Origin of the sequence: Nocardia sp. CC201C, from assembly GCF_030010695.1 — a bacterium.
Lineage (GTDB): Bacteria > Actinomycetota > Actinomycetes > Mycobacteriales > Mycobacteriaceae > Nocardia > Nocardia otitidiscaviarum.
The window spans coordinates 1-5099 of record NZ_JASCXP010000487.1; the positions used below are offsets into that span (position 1 = coordinate 1).

The 5099-nt window shown below is 67.8% G+C and carries 5 protein-coding genes and 1 pseudogene; 4 read left to right on the forward strand and 2 right to left on the reverse strand.

Features of this window, described 5'->3' with window-relative positions; all coding sequences use genetic code 11:
* A pseudogene (locus QK444_RS32375) lies at positions 1 to 480 on the reverse strand (two-component sensor histidine kinase); the annotation flags it as partial.
* Between the two features lie 180 nt (positions 481 to 660).
* On the opposite strand from QK444_RS32375, the gene QK444_RS32380 reads away from it, so the two are divergent.
* From QK444_RS32380 to QK444_RS32390, 3 genes are all read left to right on the forward strand, one after another.
* Positions 661 to 2142, forward strand: a complete 1482-nt coding sequence (locus tag QK444_RS32380) for a multicopper oxidase domain-containing protein (RefSeq protein WP_282785867.1) — start codon at positions 661 to 663, stop codon at positions 2140 to 2142.
* A gap of 130 nt (positions 2143 to 2272) precedes the next feature.
* Positions 2273 to 2839 carry a hypothetical protein gene (locus tag QK444_RS32385; protein WP_282785864.1) on the forward strand — a complete coding sequence of 189 codons (567 nt, stop codon included), beginning with the start codon at positions 2273 to 2275 and terminating at the stop codon, positions 2837 to 2839.
* A gap of 7 nt (positions 2840 to 2846) precedes the next feature.
* Positions 2847 to 3449 (forward strand): hypothetical protein, encoded by a 603-nt coding sequence (locus QK444_RS32390; RefSeq protein ID WP_282785865.1) that lies wholly within the window; start codon positions 2847 to 2849, stop codon positions 3447 to 3449.
* Here QK444_RS32390 and QK444_RS32395 read toward each other — a convergent pair.
* On the reverse strand, positions 3446 to 3880 hold the full coding sequence (locus QK444_RS32395) for a nuclear transport factor 2 family protein (protein ID WP_282785868.1): 435 nt from the start codon (positions 3878 to 3880) through the stop codon (positions 3446 to 3448). The two genes, QK444_RS32390 and QK444_RS32395, sit on opposite strands and share 4 nt — an antisense overlap.
* Positions 3881 to 4061: 181 nt before the next feature.
* Here QK444_RS32395 and QK444_RS32400 point away from each other — a divergent pair.
* The coding region (locus tag QK444_RS32400; RefSeq protein ID WP_282785866.1) for a BCCT family transporter at positions 4062 to 5099 on the forward strand (1038 nt) is incomplete at its 3' end.

Consider the following 5099-nt stretch of genomic DNA (forward strand, 5'->3'; position numbering starts at 1 on the left):
GGCGCGCAGCGAGTCGGCCAACTGACGCTGCCCGCGCAGGTACAGGCCGGACAGCAACGGCAGGCCGATATACGCCCCGGCGGCCACCGCGCTGGCCATCCGCCAGAAGGGCGCGTGGTCGACCGCCAGTCCGACGAGCACGGCCACCGACCAGCCGCCGACCGCGACCATCGTCTCCACCGACCGGTCGGTGCGCCGCACCACATCGACCACCGCCAGCGCACCCAGAAAGGGCACCCAACTCGACAGCCCCCACGCGGTGGTGAGAAACATCGGAATCGCCAAGGCGGACAGGATGATCGAGGCCGCCAGCGGCCACCGCTCACCGAGCGCGAACACCACCGCCGCCGCCATGGCCAGCAGCCAGTAGTGCGGCGGCACCCGGAATTCACCGGGGAAGGTACTCGCCAGCAACAGCAGCGGCACCACCGCAAGCGGCAGCAGCCGCACGGCCGCGGACAGTCCGGGCCACTCGCGCATGTCGATCACCCGTTCACCGTAAGCCAGATGAGCGTCGCCTCCGCAACCGGTCAGCACCGCCCTTAGCAAAGAAAGAACGCCGACACAAGGCCCAGTCGGAGGAACCTCGCGGCCTTTTCCCTGCCCGGAGGGCGGATTCGCGCGAACTCGTGGCAATCGATGCTGGGACGGTCGAAAGGGATTGCATTGCTGACGAGACGAGGATTCCTCGCCGGGCTGGCCGCGACACCGCTGGCACTGAGCGCCTGCGGCGGCTCCGGGCCGTCGCGGCCGCCCGGCCGGGCCCTGCCCATACCGCCGCTGGCCGCCGCCGAGACCGTGGACGGGGTGCGCCGGTTCCGACTGGAGACGCGAGCGGGCCGGTCCGAGATCATCGCCGGAACACTGACTCCCACCTGGGGTTTCAACGGTCCGATGCTCGGGCCGACCATTCGGGTGCGGCGCGGTGAGACGGTGGCGTTCACGGTGCGCAACGGGCTGCCGGAGCCGACCACCGTGCACTGGCACGGTGCGCACGTGCCCGCCCGCTGCGACGGCGGGCCGCATCAGACGATCGCACCCGGCGGCACCTGGGAACCGTCGTGGACCGTCGATCAACCCGCCGCCACCCTCTGGTACCATCCGCATCCGCACGGTGCCACCGAGAAACACGTGCACCGCGGGCTGGCGGGCATGTTCCTGGTGGACGACGACACCCCGGCGGCGCGCGCCCTGCCGCACGACTACGGCGTGGACGACATCCCGCTCATCGTCCAGGACCGCCGGTTCACCGCCGACGGGTCCTTCGACGAACGCGACACCGGTGATATCGGGCTGCTCGGCGACACCATCGTCACCAATGGGGCCGTGGACGCGGAGTTCACGGTCCGCACCCGGCGGGTGCGGCTGCGGGTGCTCAACGGCTCCTCCGGCCGGATCTATCACCTGGCCTTCGCCGACGATCGCGAATTCCACCTGGTCGGTACCGACGGCGGACTGCTGCCCGCCCCGGTGGCGCTGCGCCGCCTGCATCTGAGCCCGGGGGAGCGCGCCGAGATCGTGGTGGACTTCGCCGACGGGCGCGCCGCCCTGCTGCGGTCGCTGCCGGTGACCGAGCGCGGCGACCTCACCGACGGGGCGCGCTTCGGATTCGAGGATTCCTTCGACATCCTGTGGCTGCGTCCCGTCGCCCGCCTGCTGCCCGCGCCGCCGCTGCCCGCCGAACTGGCACCCATGGCCGCCCTGGTGCCGCCCGGCACACCCGCGGACCGGCATTTCGACCTGCAATGGTTCATGATCAACCGGCAGCGCATGGACATGAACCGCATCGATCTGACCGTGCCGCTGGACAGCACCCAGGTGTGGACGGTGCGCAATGTCGACGACTGGCCGCACAACTTCCACGTCCACGACACCCGATTCCAGGTGCTGGACATCGACGGCCGGACGCCGCCACCGGAACTGGCCGGCTGGAAGGACACCGTGTACACCCGGCCCGGCTCGACCTACACCCTCGCCATGCGCTTCACCGACTACGCCGATCCGACCTACCCGTACATGTACCACTGTCACCTGCTCATGCACGAGGACCAGGGCATGATGGGCCAATTCCTGGTGCTGGCACCGGGCCAGCGCCCGACCCCACCGCCCGCGCCGCCGGGTTCCAGCGCGCACGGACACTAGAGGGACCCGGAACACACTGGGGCGCAACGGCCGAGGCGGCTTCGCGCGCACCGTCCCGCCCGCCCGCGTTTGACCCGCCGCCGACGAGGCATTACCTCACCAGAACAACCGGCTCGACAAGGAGGTTCTGGTGTCGGGTGAAGTCCTTACCGTGGTGATCGTGGCCGTCGTCCTCGTGGTGCTGGCGCTGGCGATGCTGGCGCTACGGCCGATGTGGCGCAGACGGCGACTACGCAGCAAATTCGGTCCGGAATACGACCGGACGGTTCAGGAGGCCGAGGACCGCAAGGCCGCCGAACGTGAACTGGCGCAGCGGGAACAACGGCACGCCGAATTGGAATTGCGGGACCTGAGCGATCAGGAGCAGCGCCGCTACGAGATGGAATGGGCGCGGGTGCAGGAGCGGTTCATCGACGATCCACCGCAGGCGCTGGGCGCGGCCGACCGGCTCGTCGTCGCGCTCATGGCCGACCGCGGCTATCCGACCGAGGACTACCGGCAGCGGGTCGCCGACCTGTCGGTGGAACACGCACGGCCCCTGGACAACTACCGCACGGCACACGACATCGCCGACCGCGCCGCCGACGGACGCGCGTCCACCGAGGACATGCGCACCGCCATCGTGCACTACCGCGAACTGTTCCAGGACCTGCTCGTCGGGGCCGGACACGGCACCGACGCCGCGCACAACCAGTGAGGCAGCCATGAGAATCGGATCCGATCGCAACAAGAAGAATGAAGCGACCGCGCAGGAAACACCCCCCGACGACGAGCGGCTCGTCGCGCACACCGGCACCGCCGAACCCGCCCCCGACCGGCAGCCCGTGGGCCACGCCGGGATGCCGGTGGACGATCGCGCCGCCTACGCCGCGGGGGAGGACCAGCGTGACACGGCGGGCGAACCCCGCGAACCGCAGCACGCCGCCGACTCCGGCGCGCGGGTGGAAACCCAGGCCCCCGGGGACGAATCGAACTCCCGGGCCTCCGTGGACGATTCGGCGCAGCGCGCCCCGCTCCGGACCGAGAGCGCCGGGGAACCGTTGATCGCCGACGGTGAACTGGAGCGGCTGCGCATCCGCTGGCGTGAGGTGCAGGGCATGTTCGTCGATGATCCGCGTGATGCGGTGCATCAGGCCGACGAACTGGTGGGCGGCACCATCCAGCGGCTGGCCGACGCCTACGCCGACCGCCGCAAGAACCTCGAAACCCGCTGGTCCCGAGACGATTCCGGGGATACCGAGGAACTGCGTCAGGCGCTGCGCGGGTACCGCTCCTTCTTCGACCAGCTGCTCTCCAGCGGACGCTAGGCGGGCGCGGCCACGAACATGTAGCCCTTCTCCTCGACGCGCCGCTGAATCCTCCAGCGGCCGTCGACCCGGACGAAGGTATCCAGATACCACAGCCCGCACAGCATCAACTGCTCGCGACCGTCCGCACCGGCCACTGTCATCGGGTTGTGGCACATGGTGCGGGCGGTCGCCACATCACCGTCCACAATGATGGATGAATTGCTGATGAGGTGTTGGAAGGCAAGGAAATTCGGCATCACGTCGGCGAGGAACTTCTTGGTCGCCGCCAGATCACCGGCGGGCCCGCCCATGGCCGTGTAGTCGATGAAGGCGTCGGCGGTGAAAATCTCGTCGAGCCGATCCCAGTCGCGGGTGTCCACGGCGTGCGAGTAGTGGACCATGAGGTCCTGGATTTCCAACCGGTCCGACATCTCCTGAATGGACAGCATGGCGGCCATGCTGCCACCGCCACCGGCCTCGCGTGGGGAAGTGTGTCCGATCCGGTGCGGGAAACGCGCCAGTCCCGACCGGGTTACGGGATCACAACGACGTCGGTGGGCTCGACGTGGGGTTCAGCCCGATTGGCACATACTCGGCTGTACCCCGCCTCCGGCTGGAAGGTCGATCGTCGTGAGTACCAACAAGGAGACCCCACCGCACCAGCGTCGCATGTACACCCGGTTCGGACTGTGGACCGACCCCGCGATCTTCTTCGTCTCGGCGGGGGTCGTCATCGGGTTCGTGATCTTCGCCATCCTGTTCACCGATCAGCTGGACCGGGGCGCGACCGCCGCCAAGGACTGGGTCGTCACCAATCTGAGCTGGTTCTTCATTTTCAGCGTCACGGCCATGCTGGTGTTCCTGATCTGGATCGCGCTGAGCAAGTACGGCAATGTCCGCCTCGGAGCGCAGGATTCGAAACCCGAATACAGCAACCTGTCCTGGTTCGCCATGCTGTTCGCCGCCGGTATCGGCACCGTACTCATGTTCTGGGGCGTGGCCGAGCCGATTTCACACTTCGGCGATCCACCGCGCGAAGGGGTGGAACCGAAATCGGTCGAGGCCGCCGACGATGCCATGGCATTCGCGCTGTACCACCTGGGACTGCACACCTGGGCCATCTTCTGCCTGCCGGCGCTCGCGTTCGCCTATTTCATCTATCGGCGCGGGCTGCCCATGCGCATGAGTTCGGCCTTCCATCCGCTCATCGGGGACCGCATCTACGGGCCGATCGGCAAGGCCATCGACATCATCGCGGTGATCGGCACGCTGTTCGGCGTGGCCACTTCGATCGGCCTGGGCACCCTGCAGATCAACAGCGGTCTGAACTACCTCAGCGATTCCATACCCATCGGCAAGACGCAGCAGGTCATCATTATCGTGGTCGTGACCCTCATCGCCACCGCCTCGATCGTCGCGGGGATGGACAAGGGCGTGAAGCGGCTGTCCAATCTGAACATCGGCATGGCCATCGGCCTGATGATCTTCGTCTTCCTGGCCGGTTCGACGCTGTTCCTGGCCCGCGGCATCTTTCAAACCTTCGGCACCTACCTCAGCGAGATCATCCCGCTCGCCTTCTGGAACGACACCTACGCCGATCTGCTGGAGAATCGCAGCTGGGGCTGGCAGGGCGATTGGACGGTCTTCTACTGGGCGTGGACGATCACG